This window comes from Variovorax sp. PMC12 (genome assembly GCF_003019815.1).
Taxonomy (GTDB): Bacteria; Pseudomonadota; Gammaproteobacteria; order Burkholderiales; family Burkholderiaceae_C; genus Variovorax.
Window position 1 is genome coordinate 5765469 of the sequence record NZ_CP027773.1, and the last position, 18745, is coordinate 5784213.

An 18745-nucleotide genomic window follows, 5' to 3' on the forward strand; every position below is an offset into this window, starting at 1 on the left:
TTGGGGACAAGGCGTGAACCTGCGACGCCTCAAATATTTCGTGAAGATCGTGGACATCGGCAGCCTGACACAGGCGGCCGAGGTCCTTTTCATCGCCCAGCCCGCGCTGAGCCAGCAACTGGCCACGCTCGAAGGCGAGGTGCGCCAGCAGTTGCTCGTGCGCACCAAGCGCGGGGTGACGCCCACCGAGGCCGGCAAGGTGCTGTACCGCCACGCGCAGATCATCCTGCGCCAGTGCGAGCAGGCCCGCGTCGACATGGAGGCCGCGGGCGAAGGGCTCTCCGGCCAGGTTTCCGTGGGGCTCGCGCCCGGCACCGCCGCTTCGGCGCTCTCGCTGCCGCTGTTGCGCACGGTGCGCGCGCGGCACCCGGGCATCCTGCTCTACCTGAACGAGAACTACGGCACCACGCTCAGCGAACTCATCATGAACGGCCGCATGGACCTGGCCGTGCTGTATGGTGACAAGGCCATCCACGGGCTCACCTTCCTGCCGCTGCTCAAGGAGCCGCTGTTCCTGGTCGGCCCGGCATCCATGCCCGCGCCCTCGCAGCCGGTGAAGCTGGCCGACCTGCGCGACATCGAGCTCTTCCTGCCGCGCCCCTACAACGTGGTGCGCAAGCTGGTGGATGCGGCCTTTGTGCGCGCGGGCATGGTGCCGCGCGTGGTGGCGGAGATCGAATCCGCCTTCACCCTCACGGCGGCCATTGCCGACGGGCTGGGCGCGACCATCCTGCCGGCGTCGATGGCGCGCGAGGTGGTCGCGAGCTGCGGCGCCTGGCAATTCCCCATCGTCGACCCTGTCATCGAGGCGCCGCTGGCGCTGTGCCAGTCCGACCACCTGCCGCTGTCGGAGCCCGCGCAGGCGGTGAAGGACATCCTGCTCGAACTCGTGGCCGACCTGGCCAACACCGTCGCGTCGACGCCCGAACCCGGGATCGCCGCGCTGTCCTGAGCCGGGCGTCATAAGGCGCCCTTATCCCGGCACAGCCATTCCGTCTTTGGCTTCAGGCGCGCGGACCGTTACCTTTCATGCATGCCGTCACGCGTTCGCGGAACGCGTCGGCCACCACAGCCATCGGCATGAAGCAGGAACAGATCAAGACGCTCATCGACGCTTTGGCCGCATCGGACCTGGCGGAACTGGAGTACAGCGAGAACGGCAGCACGCTGCGGCTGGTGAAGCTGGCCGCGCTGGGGGCTGCATCCGCCGCGCCCGCTGCACGAAGCCCCTCCGGCGTACGAAAGGCACCGCGCCAGGCGCCGCAAGAAACCACTGCTCCGGCTGTTGCCAGTGCCGAGTGCCTCGCGCCGCTGTTCGGCGTTGTGCACCTTCAGCCCGCGCCCGGCGAGCCGCCTTTCGTGCAGCCTTCCCAGGCCGTGGAAGCCGGCCAGCTTCTGTGCGTGATCGAGGCGATGAAGATGTTCAACGAGGTACGCTCCGACCGCACGGGCACCGTGCGGCAGGTGCTCGTGCAATCGGGCCAGGAAGTGGAAGCAGGACAGCCCCTGTTCCGCTTCGACTGAGGAGGCCCGCGCCATGTTCGACACCGTGCTCATTGCCAACCGGGGCGAGATCGCCCTGCGCATCCAGCGTGCCTGCCGCGGCCTGGGCCTGCGCACGGTGGCCGTGCATTCCGAGGCGGACCGCGACGCCATGTACGTCGCGCAGGCCGACCAGGCGCTGTGCATCGGGCCTGCCGCGCCGGGCCTGAGCTACCTGAACCAGTCCGCCATTTTGTTCGCCGCCGAGGTGAGCGGCGCGCAGGCGATCCATCCCGGCTACGGCTTTCTCTCGGAGAACGCGGGCTTCGCGGATCGTGTGGCGCAGGCCGGCCTCGTGTTCGTCGGGCCCAGCGCCGCGTGCATTCGCACCATGGGCGACAAGGTCTCGGCCAAGCGCGCGATGCGCAAGGCCGGCGTGCCCTGCGTGCCCGGCCCCGACGAGCCGCTGCCGGACGACCCGGCCGCCGTGCTGGCCCTGGCGCGCGACATCGGCTATCCGGTGATCGTGAAGGCGGCAGGCGGTGGCGGCGGGCGCGGCATGCGCGTGGTGCACGAAGAAGCCGCGCTGCTCGATGCCATGGCCCTCACGCGCGAGGAAGCGCGCCAGGCCTTCGGCAATCCCGAGGTCTACATCGAGAAATTCCTGCTGCATCCGCGCCATGTCGAGATCCAGGTGCTGGCCGACAGCCACGGCAACGCGGTGTGGCTGGGCAGCCGCGACTGCTCGCTGCAGCGGCGCCACCAGAAGGTGATCGAAGAGGCGCCCGCGCCCGGCATCGACGACGCGCTGATGGCCGAGGTGGGCGAGCGCTGCGCGGCCGCGTGCCGGCAGATCGGCTACTGCGGCGTGGGCACCTTCGAGTTCCTGTACGAAAAGGGCGCCTTCTATTTCATCGAGATGAACACACGCCTGCAGGTGGAGCACCCGGTGACCGAGATGACCACCGGCATCGACATCGTGCAGCAGCAGTTGCGCATGGCGCTCGGCGAGCGCCTGTCGCTGACGCAGGCCGACGTGCGCTGCCAGGGCCACGCCATCGAGTGCCGCATCAACGCCGAGAACCCCGACACCTTCGCGCCCGCGCCGGGCCGCATCACCGGCTGGCAGGTGCCCGGCGGCTTCGGTGTGCGCGTCGATTCGCACGCGGGCGCCGGCTACCGCGTGCCGCCGTACTACGACTCCATGATTGCCAAGCTCATCGTGCACGGACATACCCGCGCCGACGCGCTCGACCGCATGCGCCTGGCGCTGGCCGAGACGCGCGTGGAAGGCATCGCCACCAACGTGCCGTTGCACCGCGCGCTCGTGCAGGACGACGGCTTTGCCGCGGGCGGCGTGGACATCCATCACCTCGAACGCTGGCTGAAGCGAAGGAGCGCGGCGTGAGCCCACAGGCATCCCGTACCGAACCGTCCATCAGCCTCCTGGGCACCACGGCGCTGCTGTTCGAAGCGCCCGGCGACATGGACCTGCCTTCGCAGCAGCGCATCTGGGCGCTGGCGCACGAAGCCGACAGCTGGCCCGAAGTGCGCGAGGCCGTACCCGGCATGAACAACCTGATGCTCACCTTCACGCGCGCGCCGCGCCATCTCGATGCGCTGTGCGAGCGCCTGTGCGACGCCTGGCGCGCGGCCACCGCCGTGCCGCGCGAAGGTCGCGTGGTGGAGCTCCCCGTGGTCTACGGCGGCGAGGGCGGCCCGCACATGGCCGACGTGGTCGCGCACACCGGCCTGAGCATCGAGGCCATCGTCGAGCTGCACAGCGCGCCGCTCTATCCGGTGTACGCGCTCGGCAGCCATCCCGGCTACTGCTACCTGGGCGGCATGGACCCGCGCATCGCCACGCCGCGGCGCAAGGTGCCGGTGCTGAGCATCCCGGGCGGCGCGGTGTCGATCGGCGGCGCGCAGACGGGCGTGTCGGCATCGGCCGGCCCCAGCGGGTGGAACACCATCGGCAGCACGTCGATGGTGTTCTTCGACCCCGCGCAAGACCCGCCCGCCATGCTGCAGCCGGGCGACATGATCCGCTTCCGCGTGGAGGGCATCGTCCGATGATCGAAATCCTTTCCTCCGCCGCGCTCGCCACCGTGCAGGACCTGGGCCGCACCGGCAGCCTGCGCTGGGGCGTGGGCACTTCCGGCGCCATGGACAACCTGGCGCTGGCCGCCGGCAACCTGCTGCTGGGCAATGCGCTGGGCGCGGCAGCCGTCGAGGTGCCGGTGTTTCCGTTCAAGGTGCGTTTCGGCGAGGACTGCGCCTTCGCGCTCACCGGCGCCGACTGCGCCGCCAGGCTCGACGACCAGCCCCTGTTGCCCTGGTGGGTGCACCAGGCACGCGCCGGCCAGGTGCTGACGCTCGGCCTGCCGCAAGGCGGCGCGCAACGCGGCAGCCGCGCCATGCTGTGCGTGGCCGGCGGCATCGACGTGCCGGAGGTGCTGGGTTCGCGCAGCACCCAGCTGCGCGGCGCATTCGGCGGCCATGAAGGGCGCGCATTGCAGCGCGGCGACATGCTCCGCGCCGCCGGAGCCGGTACTGCCAGCCGCACCGGCTTCGGCCTCGTGCCGCCCGCGCTCGCGCTGCCATTGGCGCGCGACGGCGTGGCCGCCGTGCGCGTGCTGCCCGCAGCCGAATACATGGCCTTCGAGCCCGCTTCGCGCGACGCCTTCTGGTCCGGCGAATGGAAGATCACGCCGCAGAGCGACCGCTACGGCTACAGGCTCGACGGCGAGCCGCTGCGCCCCATCGCCCCCATGGAGCTGCGCTCCCACGGCATCGTGCCCGGCGTCATCCAGGTGCCCCACAGCGGCCAGCCCATCATCCAGATGCGCGACGCCCAACCCTCCGGCGGCTACCCCAAGTTCGGCACCGTGATCGAGGCCGACATGTGGCGTCTCGGCCAGGCACCCATCGGCAGCCGCATGCGCTTCATCGAAACCACCTGGGACGAGGCGCTGGCCGCGCTCGACGAAGTGCGTGCGTGGCTCGACAAGGTGGCGCGTGTGGTGGCTCTTCATCGGGGGGCGGCTCGTGTCTGAGTCCTTTTCTTCGGGGCCCGATCACGCCGACGGGGTACCTTGCTCCGCGAATGTCCCCCGCCCTTCGGGCTCCTCCTTTATTTCGCTGCGCAAGGCACCCCATCGTCGTGATCGTTGGACAGAGCGCCGGTTGATCGGCCGAGCACCAGCAGCGTGCCCACTACACAGGGCGTCGGGTGCTCCCCGCAGCGAAATAAAGGAGGAGGCCGCAGGCCGGGGGACATTCGCGGAGGGGAGTACCCGGCGGCTTGTGCACCACCCCGAACAAGAGAACCAAAAAGCGAAAGCCTGAAAAATGCAGGACACAGCACTGCGCTCCCCCCAGCTGGCCGCCTGGTTGGCCAACACTGACATCGGCCTGCTCGAACTGCGCACGCCAAACGGCACCTTGCGCCTTGGCCGGCAGGGCGACGAAATCATCGAACTGCCCGCTGAAGAAGCCGAGCCCGAACGGCTGCCGATCCGTGCCCCTTCGCTCGGCGTATTCCTGCAAAGCCATCCACTGGCTGCCGTACCGCTGGTCCGCATCGGCCAGCGTGTCGAAGCCGGCCAGACCATCGGCCTGCTGAAGATCGGCCCGCTGCTGCTGCCCGTCACCGCACCGCAAGCCGGCATCGTCGACGGCATCCTCGCGGCCGACGGCCTCGCAGTCGGCTATGGCGCCCAACTGTTCGACCTGCACCCCCTCTGACGATCGAGACAAGGATTCACGATGGACATCGACCTGAACGCAGACGTCGGCGAAGGCTTCGGCCCCTGGCGCATGGGCGAGGACGAAGCCCTGCTCGAGATCGTCTCTTCCGCCAACATCGCCTGCGGCTTCCACGCGGGCGATCCCGTCATCATGGACCGCACCGTGCGCATGGCGCTGCAGCGCGGTGTCGACGTCGGCGCGCACGTGGGCTTTCCAGACCTCATGGGCTTCGGCCGCCGGCAGATGCAGATCGAGACCAGGGAACTGGTGGCGTACGTGCTCTACCAGCTCAGCGCGCTCGACGGCATGGCGCGCACGGCGGGCCACCGCATGACGCACATGAGCTTTCACGGCGCGCTCGGCAACATGGCCGCGGCCGACGCCGCGCTGGCCGAACCGCTGGTGCGCGCCGTGGCTGATTTCGATCCCTCGCTCACCGTCAGCACCTCCGCCAGCCGCGCCATCGAAGACGCGGCCGAACGCTGCGGCCTGCGCGTGCGCACCACCTTCCTGGCCGACCGCGCCTGCGGCGACGACGGCCTGCTCGTGCCGCGCAAGCTGCCCGGCGCGGTCATCCACGAGCGCGACGCGGTGCTGGCGCGCGTGCGGCAGCTGCTGGAAGAAGGCACCGTCACCAGCAGCAGCGGCAAGAAGATTCCCATGCGCGTGCATTCCATCCTGCTGCACGGCGACACGCCCGGTGCCGTCGACCTGGCCCGCGCCGTGCGTGGCGTGGTGGAGCAGGCGGGGCGCGTGGTGCCCATCTCCCGGCAAACCAGCTGATGCACCGGGGCACGAACATGGTGCTAACCCTTAGTCATATGCACGGATCGCGGGCGACATAAGGGGGGCTTATCGCTCCACAGCCAATCCGTCTTGGCGCCGCCCGCGGGCGCTGGCTACAGTGAATTCCAAGGCAGCCATCTGCCACTCAACGAAAGAACCCGACATGCCTTTTTCCGACTACAAGACCGCGCTGGTGACGGGAGCCTCATCTGGCATCGGCGCCGCCGTCGTCGAGCGCCTCAGCAAGGAAGGCCTGAAGGTCCATGCGCTGGCGCGCAGCGCCGACAAGCTGGCCGACCTGGCCGCGCGCACCGGCTGCATTCCGCACGCCATCGACGTGAGCGACCTCGCCGGCATCACCCGGCTCGCGAAGGAAGTGGAATTCGACGTGCTGGTCAACAACGCCGGCGTGGACCGTCCCGGTTCCATTCTCAAGGCCGACGCCGAAGGCATCGACCTGCTGGTGGACGTGAACCTGCGCGCCGTGCTGCACCTGTGCCGGCTCGTGGTGCCCGGCATGGCGGCGCGCGACCGCGGCCATGTGGTCAACATCAGCTCCATTGCGGCGGCCTACAACTTCGGCGGCAACAGCACCTACCACGCGACCAAGGCCGCGGTGAGCATGCTGTCGCGCCAGCTGCGCATCGACTGCTTCGGCAAGCGCGTGCGCGTCACCGAAATCTGCCCGGGGCGCGTGGCCACCGACATCTTCGCGCACGTGCACGGCGACTCCGAAGACACCTACAAGCGCTTCGTCGAGGGCTTCGAACTGCCGCAGGCCGAAGACATCGCCAATGCCATCGCCTTTGCGATTGCCGCGCCCATCGCGGTGAACGTGGGCCACATGGAAATCACGCCCACGCTGCAGGTGCCGGGCGGCCTGTCGACCACGCGGCCGGAAACCCCGCGCGACTGAGCCGCCGGCCGATGCACGCCACGCAACAAGGGAACAGCGCATGAAGGACTTCGACCTGCTGGCGATCCTGCTGAAGCCGGAGTTCGGCGCCATGCTGCTGCACGGCCTGCTGGAGACGCTGAAGATCGCGGCCGGCTCCTGGCTGCTGGCCATGGCCATGGCCGTGGTGCTGCTGGTGGTGAGGCTCACGCCCAGCCGCATCGCCGAGCGCGTGGTGGCCGGCTACGTCTCCTACCACCGCAACGTGCCCACGCTGGTGCAGCTCATGTTCTGGTACTTCGGTATCTTCAGCCTGCTGCCCGATGCGCTGCAGGGCTGGCTGTCGGTCAACAACGCCGAGAGGTGGCTGTCCATCGTCGCGCTCGGGCTGTGCCAGGCCGCCTACTTCAGCGAGGACATGCGCTCGGGCCTGCGCGCCATTCCGGCCGGACAGGCCGAGGCCGCGCGTGCGCTGGGCCACGGCTACATCGGCTCCATGCGCTTCGTGATGCTGCCGCAGGCCATCCGCAACGCGGTGCCGGCGCTGGTGAACCACAGCGTGTCGCTCTTCAAGAACAGCAGCCTGGCCATGGCCATCGGCGTGGCCGAACTCACGCACGCGGTGAAGGAAATCGAGAGCCAGAGCTTTCGCACCTTCGAGGCCTACAGCGTGGCCACCGTGCTGTACCTGGTGTGCTCGCTGCTCATCATGGCCGTGGGCGGCTGGCTGTCGCGGCGCTACCGCATCGTCGGTGCAAGGTAAGCGAGGCAAGCGATGTACAGCGTCTACGAAATCCTTCGCGACAACTGGCTGCTGCTGCTGGTGGGCCAGTACCCCAGCGGCCCGCTCGGCGGCATCGTCGCCACCCTGATTCTTTCGGTGCTGGGCATCGTGCTGGCCTTTCCGCTGTCGGTGCTGCTGGCGTTGGCGCGGCTGTCGCCCTGGCGGCTGCTGCGCTGGCCCGCCACCGTGCTGGTGTACGTGGTGCGCGGCGTGCCGCTGCTCATGGTGATCCTGTGGGTGTACTTTCTGGTGCCGATCCTCATCGGGCGCGAGGTGTCGGGCTTCACCACCATGCTGTGCACGCTGGTGATCTACGAGGGCGCCTACCTGTCGGAGGTGGTGCGCGCCGGCATCCTCTCGCTGCCCAAGGGGCAGAGCGAGGCGGCGCGCGCGCTCGGCCACAGCCACCTGGGCACCATGTGGTTCGTGATCCTGCCGCAGGCGCTCTACAACATGCTGCCCAGCATGCTGAGCCAGTTCATCTCCACCATCAAGGAGACCACGCTGGGCTACGTGATCAACGTGCAGGAACTCACCTTCGCGGCCAACCAGATCAACAACCAGCTGCTGACCAAGCCGTTCCAGGTGTTCTTCATCCTGGCGCTGACGTATTACGTGGTGTGCTTCAGCCTCACGCAACTGGCGCAATGGCTGGAGCGGCGCATCGCGCACAAGCGGCTCGGCGCCGTGCCTGTGAAGACCGCCGAAGGCGAGGTGCCGCTTCCGGCCCCCGTGGCGACGCAACCATGACCGCGCCCGTTTCACACCCCGCAGGGCGGCCCGCGGCCGCCAAGGACGACACCATGATCCTGTTCTCCGAAATCAACAAGTGGTACGGCGACTACCAGGCGCTGGCCGACATCAATGCCGAGGTGAAGAAGGGCGAGGTCGTGGTGGTCTGCGGACCGTCCGGTTCCGGCAAGTCCACGCTGATCCGCACGGTGAACCGGCTGGAAGAAGTGAAGTCGGGGCAGTTGCTGTTCGACGGCCAGGACATCCACGCGGCCATGCGCAGCGCGGCGCTGAACAGGCTGCGCAGCCGCATCGGCTTCGTGTTCCAGAGCTTCAACCTGTTCCCGCACCTGTCGGTGCTCGAGAACATCATGCTCTCGCCGATGCGGGTGCTCGGCGTGAAGCGTGCCGATGCGAAGACCAAGGCCGGGCAGCTGCTGGAGCGCGTCGGGCTGTCGAGCAAGGCGGGCGCTTACCCGGCGCAGCTGTCTGGCGGCCAGCAGCAGCGCGTGGCCATTGCCCGCGCGCTGGCGATGGAGCCGCCGGCCATGCTGTTCGACGAGCCCACCAGCGCGCTCGACCCCGAGATGGTCGGCGAGGTGCTGTCGGTGATGCGCGGGCTTGCCAATGACGGCATGACCATGATGTGCGTCACCCACGAGATGAATTTCGCCCGCGAGGTGGCCGACCGCATCTGGTTCATGGACGCGGGCCGCATCCTGGAGAAGGCCGACCCCGAGACCTTCTTTCGCAGTCCGCAGCATCCGCGCGCGCAGCGCTTCCTGTCGGATTTGCGCGCGCACTGAGTCCAGCACCCGTCGTTCCCTTTTTCGCAATCTCCCAGGAGCCCACCATGTCGAACAAGACCGTCTTCCGCCTCGCCGTTCTCGGCACCTGTCTCAGCGCGGCCTCGCTGCTCGCGCACGCCGACCAGTGGAGCGACATCAGCCAGCGCAAGGAGCTCAAGTGCGGCACCTTCGCAGACGTGCCCCCGTTCGCGGCACCGGACCCCAAGACGCGCGAGATGGTGGGCCACGACGTCGACCTGTGCAATGCCCTGGCCAAGGAACTGGGCCTCACCGCCAAGGTCACGCCGCTGTCGGTGGAAGCGCGCGTGCCCGAAGTCAAGCTCGGCCGCGTCGACGTGACCATTGCCAACCTGGCCTACACCAAGAGCCGCGGCGAGCAGATCCAGTTCAGCGACCCCTACTACGTGGCCAAGGAGATGCTGGCCGTGAAGGCCACCGACCCCGGCACGACCAAGGCCGACTTCAAGGGCAAGCGCCTGAGCTCGACCAAGGGCTCCACTTCGGAGATGTCGATCAAGATGAACGGCTCCGACCCGGTCACCTTCCAGGACACGGGCTCTGCCTTCATGGCGGTGCAGCAGAACAAGTCGGTCGGCATGGTGGCCAACACCATGACCATCACCAAGCTGGTCAACCAGTCGAAGACCGAGGGCGTGGCGCTGAAGATGATCAAGGACCCGATGGTTTTGCAGCCCATCGGCATCGGCATGAAGAAGGACGAGCCGGTGCTGCTGGCCAAGGTGAATGGCGCGCTCTATGCGCTGGAGAAGTCGGGCGAGCTCGACCGCATCTGGGCCAAGTGGCTCGGGCCGAACATCGAATACAAGATGGTGCGCGAAGAAAAGGTCACGCCGCTTGCTGACCTGAAGTTCGAACTGCTGCCTTGATCTTTTGAGGGGTCGTGTTGTTCTGGGCGCGGTCGTTTGGCTTGGCTGTTGATCGGCCGGCGCGAGAGGGGCGGCCGGTGTGCACAGGGCACCGGGTACTCCCCTCCGCGAATGTCCCCCGGCCTGCGGCCTCCTCCTTTATTTCGCTGCGGGGAGCACCCGGCGCCCTGTGCACGATGACTGCGGCTGTGGGGTTCGCGAGGCGGTTGGCGCCCCGCGTCGCGTTTTCTCGCTCAGCTGGAACAGCTCTCCAGCCTTGCGGGAAAGGTCAGCCGCAAGCCATAGCAGGTTGTCCAACCGCCCAGGCCCATCTCCGCTGCACCAGTCGATGTCTTCGCCGTGGCACACCCACAGGAGAGCTTCGAGTTGAGAGAGGGTGTTTTCAAGAAGATCCGCCGGGTCTTGGGCGCTGTCTTCGGAAGCTACCGGCGTAGTTGGCCGGGCTATAGTCTTGGTAGCCATTTTTGTGCGGTTCCTGATAGGTTGTTGCACGGACTTGGTTAGACGGTCGGGGTGCTCGAACACCCCGGCCGTCGCCTTTGATACCTCGCATCTGCATCGCTGCTTTCGCACCGACGACCTGCCGCGAGGCAAGCAGCCTTCAAACATCTGGGTGGTGGGTGTGTTGCTTCCCTTGTGGGGCATGGAGTGACAGGGGCATTCACTCTAGAGAAGAACTCCGCGAATCAGCCGACACGCGCGGCACGAAGTCCCCCAGAGCGCCAACAAATCGACCAAAACAGCGACGGCGCTCGTTGTGCACAGGGCGTCGGGTGCTCCCCGCAGCGAAATAAAGGAGGAGGCCGCAGGCCGGGGGACATTCGCGGAGGGGAGTACCCGGCGGCCTGTGCACGTGCCCTGAACAAGACCCTGAACAAGACCCTCAGTCGTAGTTCGTAAACCGGCTAGGCTGCTGCGTAGACTGGTTCAGCGGCTGATACCCCTGGATGTTCTGCAGCAGCGTGCTCGTCGGATTCGAGCCGATGTTGCCGAAGCCGTTGAACTGGATCTGGAACATCAGCCGCGTATCGGGCGTCGTGCGCCCCGTCACCAGCCGCTCGAGCACGATGCGCCCCACCCAACAGCAGGCGTTGTACTCCGCGCCCACCAGGCTGTCCGACAACGCACGGTCGTGCAGGCTGTAGCTCAGCCGGCCCACCGCATACCAGCGCCCCGGGTCCGTTGCCGACTTGCCCCCCATCAGCCCGCCCGTCAGGTCGCTCAGCGGCCATTGCCAGTTGAAGTCGACCGTCTTCGTGCCGTCGTTCGCCGTCGCAGTGCTGTCCGCCTGGTAGCGGAAGGCCGCCGTGAGCGTGTGGTACTGCGCCGGCGTGTAGCGCAGCGTGAGCGCGTCGCGCGTCGACTTGCCCGTGTCCATGTTGTATTGCGCCAGGCCGTCGATGCTCCACTTCGGGTTCCAGTGCACCTGCCCGCCGAAGATGAAGTCGCCCGAATGATCGGTCACGGCCGTGCCGCCCGGCAGCGTGACGTTCTGGTCGCTGAAGCGAAAGCGCTGCGCAATGCCGAAGCGTGCCGACTCCGCGCCGCTGACAGGGTCGATCAGCCGCGTGGTCACGCCGGTGGTGAGCGTGTTGGTGTCCGACACGCGGTCGTTGCCCGAGAACGCGTTCTCGGTATAGAGCGTGGCAAAGCTGATGTCGTTGGCGGCCGTGTCGTACACCGGCAGCTGGCTCTGGTCTCGGTACGGGGTGTGCACGTAGAACGCGCGGGGCTCGAGCGTCTGGCGCCAGGCGCTGCCGAAGAGGCTGGCGTCGCGCTCGAACACCAGGCCGCTGTCCAGGCTCACCGTCGGCACCACGCTGGCGATGCTGGTGCGGCCATCGGCCAGCGGCGATGCGAGCTGGTAGGAGGCCGTGTGCAGCAGCAGCTTCGGGATCACGTAGCCGCCAGGCGTGACCCATGGCCGGCTGATCTGCAGGTTGCCCACCACGCGCTCGCCGTCGGGCTGCTTGATGCCGTTGAGCGTGGGCGCATAGGCCGAGTCGACCTGGAAGCGCGTGTAGTCCAGCGTGCCCGACACATCCAGTCCGTGCCAGTCGTACTTGGTGTAGTTGGCCGTGACCTGCGGCACCCGGTTGTATGAAGGCGTGATGGGCGAGGCCGCGTACTGCAGCGTCTGGTAGGAGAGGGTGCGCGCCTGCCCGCTCCAGTCGCCCTTGGTCCAGTTGAGGTCGGCCTCGTTCGTGAGCTGGCGCGAGGTCAGCGTGGGCGTGTGCGAGAAGTCGCGCCAGTAGTCGTCGTCGCTCACGCGGTTGATGTTGAACGAGGTGCTGAGCGAATCGAGTCCGAAGGGCTTGGGGTCCAGCTTCTGGTTGTGGCTTGCCCACAGGCCCCACCGGTTGCGGTCGCGCAGGCTGTCGGAGGGCATCTCGTCGATGCGGATTTGGCCGCTGTAGTTCTTCTCCAGATAGCGGAACTCGGTGCCCAGGTTCACGCCGCGGTTGCTCATGATCTCGGGGTAGAGCGTGAGGTCGCGGTTGGGCGCGATGTTCCAGTAGTAGGGCTGCAGGTACTCGAAGCCGTTGGTGGTGTCGAAGCCGATCACCGGCGGCAGCAGGCCGCTCTGGCGTGCGTTGTTCAGCGGAAAGCTCACCGAAGGCAGCGAAGGCGTGGTCAGGCCCAGGAAGCTGATCTGCGCGTCGGTGGCAGTGGCCAGGTTGGTCTGGTTGTCGGTGGTCAGCGTCACTGCGCTCAGCATCCACGCGGGCACCCAGCCGGCATAGTTCTCGCGCAGGCAGGTGGTGTAGGTGGCATGCCGCGCCACCGACACGTTCGCATCCACGAAGTCGATGCGCTCGGCATCGCCGTGCGCGCCGGTTCCCAGTAGCGTGTAGCGCACATGCGCGAAGAAGCCCTCGAAGCTCTCGACCTTCAGCTGCAGCTGCGGGCCTTCGTACACGCTGCCGGCCTGGTTCAGGCGCACGTTGCCGGTGGCCGTGGCCAGGTCGCCGGGCGGCTGGTAGGTGAGCCGGTCGGCGGTGATGCGGGTTTCGCCGCGCCGCAGCGATGCGTCGCCTTCCACCACCACCTCGAGGTCGGGCCGGCCGGAGAGGCGGTCGCCGTCGACCAGGCTGGGGCGCATGCCGCGCTCGGCCGGGGGGATGGTTTCTGCCAGTTGCGGCGTGCGCCGCAGCGTCATGGGGGCGTCGATCCAGCTTTGCTGCGTTTCCTGCGCGATGGCGCTGCGGGCGTGCAGCAGGAGCATGAGCGAAAGCGCCATCGACGGCAGCGGCCAGCCGCGCCAGCGTGATTTCATGAGCAAAGGAACGTTCCAGGAGGACGGTGGGGTTCAGGCGTCCTGCCGGGTGCGGGATTCCCATGCGAAGCCGACGCCGTAGACCGAGCGGATCCAGTCGTGCGCCGCCGAGACGGTGGCGAGCTTCTTGCGCAGGTTCTTGATGTGCGTGTCGACCACGCGCTCGTTCACGTCCAGTGCCTCGGGGAAGGCTGCTTCCAGCAGCTTCGAGCGCGTGAGCACGCGCCCCGGCTCCTGCGACAGCGCCCGCAGCAGCAGCGATTCGCGCCGCGTCAGCGGCAGGTAGTGCCCGTCGAGGATCGCGCAGCCGCGCACCGCGCCGAAGGTGATCGGCACCACCGGGCGCGCCACGCGCTGGCGCTGCGCATAGCGGCGCAGCACCACGTGGATGCGCACCGCCACCTCGCGCGGCGAAAAGGGCTTGCACACGTAGTCGTCCGCGCCCAGCTCGAAGCCGCGCAGCCGGTCGGCCTCCTCGCCGCGCGCCGTGAGCATGATGATGGGGTGGTCGCTGCGCGCGCGGACCTTCTCCAGGATCTGCAGCCCGCTCACGTGCGGCAGCGCCACGTCGAGCAGCGTGAGTGCGGGAGGCTCGGTCAGGATGCGATGCAGCGCCACGGCGCCGTCATCGATGTGCTCGATCTCGTGGCCGGCATGGTGCAGCTCTTCGTGCAGCACCGACGCGGCGTCGCGCCCTTCCTCCACCAACAGGATCCGGCTCATCGTGTCATTGCAGATTCAGCGCGCCGGGATGCGCGGGGCGCACGTGCACGCGCGCGCTTTTCTCGCGGCTGTTCTCGCGGCTGTTGCGCATGTGGTCGTCGAGCGTCAGGTCGCCCTGCAGGCCGTCCAGCAGCCGCAGCGTGCGGTCGATCGCGGCATCGTCGAGCAGCGGATAGCCGTGGTCGTTGTGCCCGTTGTTGCGCGCCACGCGGGCGATGTACGGCAGGTCCTGCGGCGTGATCACCGCGGTGGGCATCACACCCTGGAGCTCGACGCCCTCGCACGGCAGCAGCACGAAGTACTGCACCCGCAGGTCGGGCGGCAGCAGGTTGCGCAGGTGCGTGGTCTTGCGGCCGCACTGCCAGGCGGGGTCCTTCACCTCGCGTGCCAGCGCGTGGTCGTGCTGGCGCAGGAACCAGCGCGGCAGCGCACGCGCCGATGTCTTGCGGTAGACCACCGCGTTGCGCCAGCCCTTCACCTCGAACAGGTAAATGCCGGCCTCGCACACCAGGGTCACGTCGAAGCGGGCGGTGGGCACGGCGCTGCCTTCGTACATGGGAATGACCAGGTCCTGCCGCACGTGCAAGCGGCCGAACGCGGGCCCGAATGCACTGGTGAGCTGCTGCACGGCCAGCATGGTCGCCGTGTTGTTCGCCTGCGCGTCGTCGATGGAAAACGAGCGGCGTGCGTGCGCGTCGGATCCCGGCTGGGCATGCCCGTGGCCGGCCAGCGTGAGCAAGGGACGGGAGGGGGCTTTGTGCAAGGCAGTGGTCATGTGAGGCTCCTTCGAACTTCAAGGATTGCGCGACTCGCGGGAGTCGCGGCTTCGGCATGCGCACATCTTTTCAAACGAATTGGGAGAAATTTGAAGGACCCATGCAAAGACTTCGCTCATTGCGTCGGCGCATGTCTGACGTGCGCGCACAACACTCGGTGCGACGGAAAACGGATCTACCAATTTCCTCCGGATTTGAACGAAACCATGCGTACAGCCGGTCGATACCGAGCGGCCGCATCACACCTGAAACCGGAGAACCTGAATGAAGAAATCCCTCACGGCATTCGCTGCCCTGGCCGTCTGCGGCCTGGCCTCTGCCCAATCGTCCGTCACGCTGTTCGGTGTCGTCGACGCCGGCGTGACCTACCAGTCGAACACCGCGCGCGACACCGTCACGGGCCTGTCGAACAAGCAAAGCAAGTGGAGCCTGGGCAACTCCGGCTACAACTCCAGCCGCATCGGCTTTCGCGGCACCGAAGACCTCGGCGGCGGCCTGGCCGCGAGCTTCTGGCTCGAAGCGCCCATCACCAACGACGACGGCGCCACCGGCGTTTCCACCTTCAACCGCCGCTCCACCGTGAGCCTGTCGGGTGGCTTCGGCGAGCTGCGCCTGGGCCGCGACTACACGCCCACCTTCTGGAACGACACCGTCTTCGATCCGTTCGGCACCAACGGCTCGGGCACCAACGTGATCAGCACCGTCAGCGGCAACACCACCATCAACAACGCCAACTACGTGCGCGCCAGCAACTCGGTGGGCTACTTCCTGCCGCCGAACCTGGGCGGCTTCTACGGCCAGCTGCAGTACAGCTTTGCCGAGAACACCAGCACCAGCGCCACCAGCACCACGGCCGCGACCAGCAGCAGCGCCGGGCGCTACGTGGGCGGACGATTCGGCTATGCCAACGGCCCGCTGGACATCGCGCTGGGCGTGGGCCGCAGCACCGCCGTGGACACCGCCGCGCTGGAGCGCAGCGTGCAGACCATCAACCTGGGCGCTTCGTACGACTTCGGTCCGGTCAAGCTGTTCGGCGAGCTGTCGAACGTGAAGAACAAGTTCGACTACTCGGCCGCGGCCGACACGCACGACAGCTACAACGGCTACCTGATCGGCGCGACCGTTCCTGTGGGCGCCGGCCTGATCCGCGTGGCGTATTCGCAGGTTCGCTACAACGAAGGCGCCGCGGGCGTCACGGGCGAAGACCCGCTGGCACGCAAGCTCGCGGTCGGCTACGTACACAACCTGTCCAAGCGCACGGCGCTGTATGCGACGGTGGCGCGCGTGAACAACCGCAACGACGTGAACTACACCGGCAGCCTGGTGTCGGCCAGCACCACGGGCTACGGCAGCACCGGCGTGGGCTTCTCGGGCCTGCCGCGTTCGTCGACCGGCTACGACTTCGGCATTCGCCACGCGTTCTGAGGACTGGTCCGCACGAAGACAAAGAAGGGAGCGCCGCTCCCTTTTTTTTGTGCCGAATCAGCAGGAGGAGGCGCTGTGCTCCAGGGGCGGCACCTCGCGGCGCGGTGCATCCAGCGCCAGCGGCACACGCACATGCGCCAGCAGCCCGTGCGAGCCCGGCTTCAGCACCACGTCGCCGCCGTGCGCGCGCGCGATCGACCGGCATACGGCCAGCCCCAGGCCGCTGCCCGCGGCGCGTGAGGAGCGGGCCTGCGGCGTGCGATAGAAGGGCTTGAACACGCGCTCCAGCTCATCGGGCGGCAGGCCCGGTCCGCGGTCGCTGATCTCCACCACCGCGTCGGGACCGTCGATGAACAGGCGCACACGCGCCTGGTTGCCATACTTGACGGCGTTCTCGATGAGGTTGTCGAGCACGCGGCGCATTCCGATCACGTCGACCTCCACCTGCGCGTGCTCGGTGCGCTGCAGCAGCAGCACGTCCTTGCCGACGAACACGGCCTGCTCGACCACGTCCTCGACCAGGCTCGCGAAGTCCATGCGCTCGCGCGCGCTGACCACCGACGCATCGCGGATGAAGCTGAGCACCGAGCCGATCATCAGCTCCATTTCCTCGACGTCTTCCAGCATGCCGGCGCGCACTTCGTCGGGCACGTCCTCGATGCGAAAGCGCAGCCGCGTGAGCGGCGTGCGCAGGTCGTGGCTGATGGCGCCGATCATCACCGTGCGGTCGTCGACGAAGCTGCGCAGCCGCGCCTGCATGCGGTTGAAGGCCTGGGCGGCGCGGCCGATCTCGGCGGGGCCTTCGAGGGCCAGCACGGGGGCGGCCGGGTCGCGGCCCAGCTGGTCGGCGGCGCGCGCAAAGCCGGCAATCGGCCGCACCAGCCGGCGCGAGAACAGCCAGCCCGCCGGCGCGACGATGGCGGAGGCGATCAGGAACCACAGCAGCACGCGGCGTTGCCATGCGTTCGGAAAAGACTCGGGCACCGACTGCACCACCACCCAGCTGCCTTCGCGCGTGTGGACGGCGGCGATGAAGTCGCCTTCGACGAAGGGCGCGGGCGCGAGGCCGAAGAGGCCGCGCGTGGCGGGGCGTTCGACGTCGGCGGTGGTCTCGGCGGAGGGCTTTGCCTGCGGCGCGCTGGCGGCCGGCGGCGCGCGTTCCGATTCCGTGGCGGCGCGCGGCGGTGCCGCCGCGGCGGTTGGGGACGGTTCGGATGCCGGCGTGCGCACGGCGGGCTTCGACGGCGTCGCGGGTGCGCGATCGGCCGCAGCGGCGGTGGCTTCGGTTGTGGTCGTTGGCGCAGCCTTGCGTGCCGGTGCGCTTTCGACGGAGAACGGAATGGTGGGCACCGCAGGCGCCGAATGAATGACGGGCGGGGCGGGCTGGAGCGGTGCGGTGGAGGGCGAGAGCCGGGGCCCGGCGGTCAGGCCGGGGACGTTGGCCATGGCGGGCGAGGGCGCAGGCGACGAGGGCGGCGCCGCGTCGGGCGCGGTGGTGGTGGCAATGCGCGCAGATGCTTGCGCATTCGGTGCGCCCGAAGTGGAGGGTGCCAGTGCGCCGGGCGATGGCACAACGGCGAAGTCCCCCGGAGATATGGCGGGCGTGGGCGCCTGCAGCCGCTGGCTGGCCGTGCCGTTGTCCGGAACCGTGGCATTGGTGCCGCCAATCGCATTGCCCGGTAGCTGCTGCTGCTGCTGCTGCGGGAGCCCGCCCTGGTTGGTGGCCGGGTCCCGGCTGGTGCCGAGGCTTCCGTTCCAGCCGCCGATGCCTCCGGGGCTTGCCGGGCTTCCGGGGCTTCCGGGGAATGCCGTTCCTCCCGCCGGACCCGAAGGCATCCTGGACATGCCCCCGCCCGGCCCGCCCATCTGTACCCGAAGGAAGCCACCTCCGGTGGGCACGGACGATGCCTGGCGGATGCCGTACCCCGACGCCTTGCCCGCGTCGGCCACCGGCCCTGTCGTGCCGGCAAAGGGCAGCGGCGTGAAGAAGTAGAGCCGCACCTCGCTCTCGTCGCGTTCCAGCAGTTGCGCGAGGTCGCGGCGCGAGCGTTCGGAGGTGAGCCAGCCCTGGCCCTTGGGCTCGGGCGCGCCTGCCTGCAGCGAGCGCTGCAGCAGGCTCGCATTGCGGCCTTCGGCGGCACGGCCCGAGAGCACGCGTGCGATGTCGCCCAGCTCCCACTGGCGCTGCGGCTCGGGCGGCAGCAGCACGGTGAGTGCCAGCGTCACGATCTGCGCCACCACCAGGCCCGCGAGTAACAGGCCGGTGATCTGCAGGGCCAGCGGGGGACCCGGCCAGCGGCGCGCGGTACCTTGGGAGTTCATGGGGCGATGCTGGCACGGACGGCAAGCGCTGTCACGCCGGTGCGGCTCGGTCTGTGCTTGTCCATCGTTTGCTCCCGGCTGTCAGCGGGCTGAGTCT

The 18745-nt window shown here is 68.3% G+C and carries 17 protein-coding genes; 13 read left to right on the top strand and 4 right to left on the bottom strand.

Going from position 1 to position 18745, the window contains the following annotated elements; genetic code table 11:
* The first annotated feature begins 13 nt into the window (after positions 1–13).
* The 12 genes from nac to C4F17_RS27155 all read left to right on the top strand — a co-directional run bounded on the left by nac (position 14) and on the right by C4F17_RS27155 (position 10125).
* Complete coding sequence (gene nac, locus C4F17_RS27100) at positions 14–952, top strand: nitrogen assimilation transcriptional regulator NAC (RefSeq protein WP_234382427.1); 939 nt, start codon at positions 14–16, stop codon at positions 950–952.
* Positions 953–1080: 128 nt separating this feature from the next.
* Positions 1081–1524: an acetyl-CoA carboxylase biotin carboxyl carrier protein gene (locus C4F17_RS27105; protein ID WP_106937731.1), complete on the top strand. Its 444-nt coding sequence runs from the start codon at positions 1081–1083 to the stop codon at positions 1522–1524.
* A 13-nt stretch (positions 1525–1537) separates the two neighbouring features.
* Positions 1538–2890 carry an acetyl-CoA carboxylase biotin carboxylase subunit gene (accC, locus tag C4F17_RS27110; RefSeq protein ID WP_106937316.1) on the top strand — a complete coding sequence of 451 codons (1353 nt, stop codon included), beginning with the start codon at positions 1538–1540 and terminating at the stop codon, positions 2888–2890.
* Entirely contained in the window at positions 2887–3558 is a 672-nt protein-coding gene (gene pxpB / locus C4F17_RS27115) for a 5-oxoprolinase subunit PxpB (RefSeq protein WP_106937317.1), read from the top strand. Before accC ends, pxpB begins: the two co-directional genes overlap by 4 nt.
* Positions 3555–4538 carry a biotin-dependent carboxyltransferase family protein gene (locus C4F17_RS27120; RefSeq protein ID WP_106937318.1) on the top strand — a complete coding sequence of 328 codons (984 nt, stop codon included), beginning with the start codon at positions 3555–3557 and terminating at the stop codon, positions 4536–4538. Before pxpB ends, C4F17_RS27120 begins: the two co-directional genes overlap by 4 nt.
* Positions 4539–4833: 295 nt before the next feature.
* Entirely contained in the window at positions 4834–5229 is a 396-nt protein-coding gene (locus tag C4F17_RS27125) for an acetyl-CoA carboxylase biotin carboxyl carrier protein (protein WP_106937319.1), read from the top strand.
* Between the two features lie 21 nt (positions 5230–5250).
* On the top strand, positions 5251–6015 hold the full coding sequence (locus C4F17_RS27130) for a LamB/YcsF family protein (protein WP_106937320.1): 765 nt from the start codon (positions 5251–5253) through the stop codon (positions 6013–6015).
* A 166-nt stretch (positions 6016–6181) separates the two neighbouring features.
* A complete protein-coding gene (locus C4F17_RS27135; RefSeq protein WP_106937321.1) occupies positions 6182–6934 on the top strand; it encodes an SDR family oxidoreductase in 753 nt (250 codons plus the stop codon).
* A gap of 40 nt (positions 6935–6974) precedes the next feature.
* The gene (locus C4F17_RS27140) at positions 6975–7676 is read left to right on the top strand and encodes an amino acid ABC transporter permease (RefSeq protein WP_106937322.1); all 702 of its coding nucleotides are present in this window, start codon (positions 6975–6977) and stop codon (positions 7674–7676) included.
* A 12-nt stretch (positions 7677–7688) separates the two neighbouring features.
* The gene (locus C4F17_RS27145) at positions 7689–8447 is read left to right on the top strand and encodes an amino acid ABC transporter permease (RefSeq protein WP_106937323.1); all 759 of its coding nucleotides are present in this window, start codon (positions 7689–7691) and stop codon (positions 8445–8447) included.
* 53 nt (positions 8448–8500) lie between these two features.
* Positions 8501–9235 carry an amino acid ABC transporter ATP-binding protein gene (locus C4F17_RS27150; RefSeq protein WP_106937732.1) on the top strand — a complete coding sequence of 245 codons (735 nt, stop codon included), beginning with the start codon at positions 8501–8503 and terminating at the stop codon, positions 9233–9235.
* Positions 9236–9282: 47 nt separating this feature from the next.
* On the top strand, positions 9283–10125 hold the full coding sequence (locus C4F17_RS27155; protein WP_106937324.1) for an ABC transporter substrate-binding protein: 843 nt from the start codon (positions 9283–9285) through the stop codon (positions 10123–10125).
* 883 nt (positions 10126–11008) lie between these two features.
* Here the strand turns inward: C4F17_RS27155 and C4F17_RS27165 are convergent.
* From C4F17_RS27165 to C4F17_RS27175, 3 genes are read right to left on the bottom strand one after another with little or no spacing between them, the layout of a single operon-like run.
* Positions 11009–13402: an LPS-assembly protein LptD gene (locus C4F17_RS27165; RefSeq protein WP_106937325.1), complete on the bottom strand. Its 2394-nt coding sequence runs from the start codon at positions 13400–13402 to the stop codon at positions 11009–11011.
* 33 nt (positions 13403–13435) lie between these two features.
* Positions 13436–14125, bottom strand: coding sequence for a response regulator transcription factor (locus C4F17_RS27170; RefSeq protein ID WP_081271335.1), 690 nt, complete (start codon positions 14123–14125; stop codon positions 13436–13438).
* A gap of 4 nt (positions 14126–14129) precedes the next feature.
* Positions 14130–14900: a nuclease-related domain-containing protein gene (locus C4F17_RS27175; RefSeq protein WP_106937326.1), complete on the bottom strand. Its 771-nt coding sequence runs from the start codon at positions 14898–14900 to the stop codon at positions 14130–14132.
* Positions 14901–15165: 265 nt separating this feature from the next.
* Between C4F17_RS27175 and C4F17_RS27180 the strand changes: the two genes are divergently transcribed.
* The gene (locus C4F17_RS27180) at positions 15166–16326 is read left to right on the top strand and encodes a porin (protein WP_106937007.1); all 1161 of its coding nucleotides are present in this window, start codon (positions 15166–15168) and stop codon (positions 16324–16326) included.
* Positions 16327–16383: 57 nt separating this feature from the next.
* Here the strand turns inward: C4F17_RS27180 and C4F17_RS33675 are convergent, their stop codons facing one another.
* Positions 16384–18648 carry an ATP-binding protein gene (locus C4F17_RS33675; RefSeq protein WP_106937327.1) on the bottom strand — a complete coding sequence of 755 codons (2265 nt, stop codon included), beginning with the start codon at positions 18646–18648 and terminating at the stop codon, positions 16384–16386.
* Positions 18649–18745 lie beyond the last annotated feature (97 nt).